General features: G+C 68.8%; 1 protein-coding gene. It reads right to left on the bottom strand.

Annotated features, from left to right (window positions below):
- Positions 1-27: 27 nt before the first annotated feature.
- Entirely contained in the window at positions 28-1248 is a 1221-nt protein-coding gene (locus tag AB0M95_RS40985) for an IS110 family transposase (RefSeq protein WP_363777194.1), read from the bottom strand.
- Between the last annotated feature and the right edge of the window lie 247 nt (positions 1249-1495).

Raw genomic sequence — 1495 nt, 5'->3', positions numbered from 1 at the left:
GGGTCAGACATCCCTGGAGCCGGAATGTCAAGCGGCGAGGTCGTGTTGCCGGTGTGACCATGCGGTTGCTTGGTCGTAGGTGGTGTGGGTTTTCAGGCATCCATGGAGGATGCCGACCAGGCGGTTGCCGACCTGGCGGAGGGCGGCGTTGTGGCTGACGTCGCGGGCTTTGAGCTGGTCGTAGTAGGCGCGGACGGCCGGGTCGTGCAGGATCGCGGCGCCGGCCTGCATGTGGAGGGCGTCGATGAGCCGGTCGTTGTGGATGAACCGGGCGTGGACGGTCTTGGACTTGCCGGATTGCCGGGTGATCGGTGAGGTCCCGGCATAGTTCTTGCGTGCCTTGGCACTGGCGTAGCGGTCTTTCGCGTCGCCGAACTCCGCGAGCACCCGGGCGCCGAGGATGGCGCCGATGCCGGGCTGGCTGAGGAGGATCTCAGCGTCCGGGTGCCGGCCAAAATGGGCCTCGACCTGCCGTTCGAGGGCGTTGATCTGGGTGTTGAGGGTCTGCAGGACCGCGACGGTCGCCGACACGGTGGCCGCGTAAGCGGAAGCGACCAGGTCGCTTTGCCCGAGGTGCTCGGCGCGGAGTTCGGCCTGGATCGCAGCGGCCTTGGCGGGCTTGTCGCGGTGCCCCTTGAGCGCCGCGGTGATCTGGTTGACGGTCAGCCTCGCCGCGGACTGCGGGGTGGGGGCCTTGGCCAGCAGGACGAGCACGGCCGTGCTGGTGAGGCCGAGAGCCTTGTAGGCCGTGAGCGCGGCGGGGAAGTAGTCCCGCAGCGCCGAGCGCATCCGCAGCATGTGGCGGGTCCGTTCCCAGATCATCGTCTGATGCGCGCGGGCGACGACCTTGATCGCCTCGGCCTCGTCGGAGTCGCCGGCGACCTCGCGGAGCTGGTGGCGGCGGGTGCGGACCATGTCGGCCAGCGCGTGCGCGTCGGCCTTGTCGCTCTTGGCGCCGGAGTTGCCCATCACCTCGCGGTGCCGGGCGGCCTGCTTGGGGTTCACCCCGAACACCCGGTATCCGGCCGCGACCAGCGCCCGCACCCACGGCCCCCGGTCGGTCTCGATACACACCAGCACCTCGGCCGGCTCGGCGTCCTCAGGCAGGAACGAGGCGACCAACTCGTGGAACCGGGCCACCCCGGCAGCGCCCTCGGGCAGACGGGCCCGCTTGACCGCCCGGCCCTGCTCGTCCTGCACCTCCACATCATGGTGGTCCTCGGCCCAGTCATCACCGACGAACAGCACGCGATCCCCCAACCCCTCGACTACATGATCAAGCAGCCAGCAGGAGCCAGTCGGCGTGCTAATGGACCAGTACTCACGCCACCAGGGCGGGCACGACATCCCATCAGTGATCAAGACCCCTGACCACTGGTGAGGGCACGGTCTGACCCCAGGACTCACGATGGTCCAGCGGAAGGAAGTGCTCGCTCACCAGCGGCTACCAGGCACCGAGTCTGCCCGATCAGCCGACCCGGTAGCTCCCATTAGC

Origin of the sequence: Sphaerisporangium sp. NPDC051017 (assembly GCF_040683095.1) — a bacterium.
Taxonomy (GTDB): Bacteria; Actinomycetota; Actinomycetes; order Streptosporangiales; family Streptosporangiaceae; genus Sphaerisporangium.
Note: the sequence above shows the minus strand (reverse complement) of the source record. Positions and strands in the feature narration are given on the sequence as shown.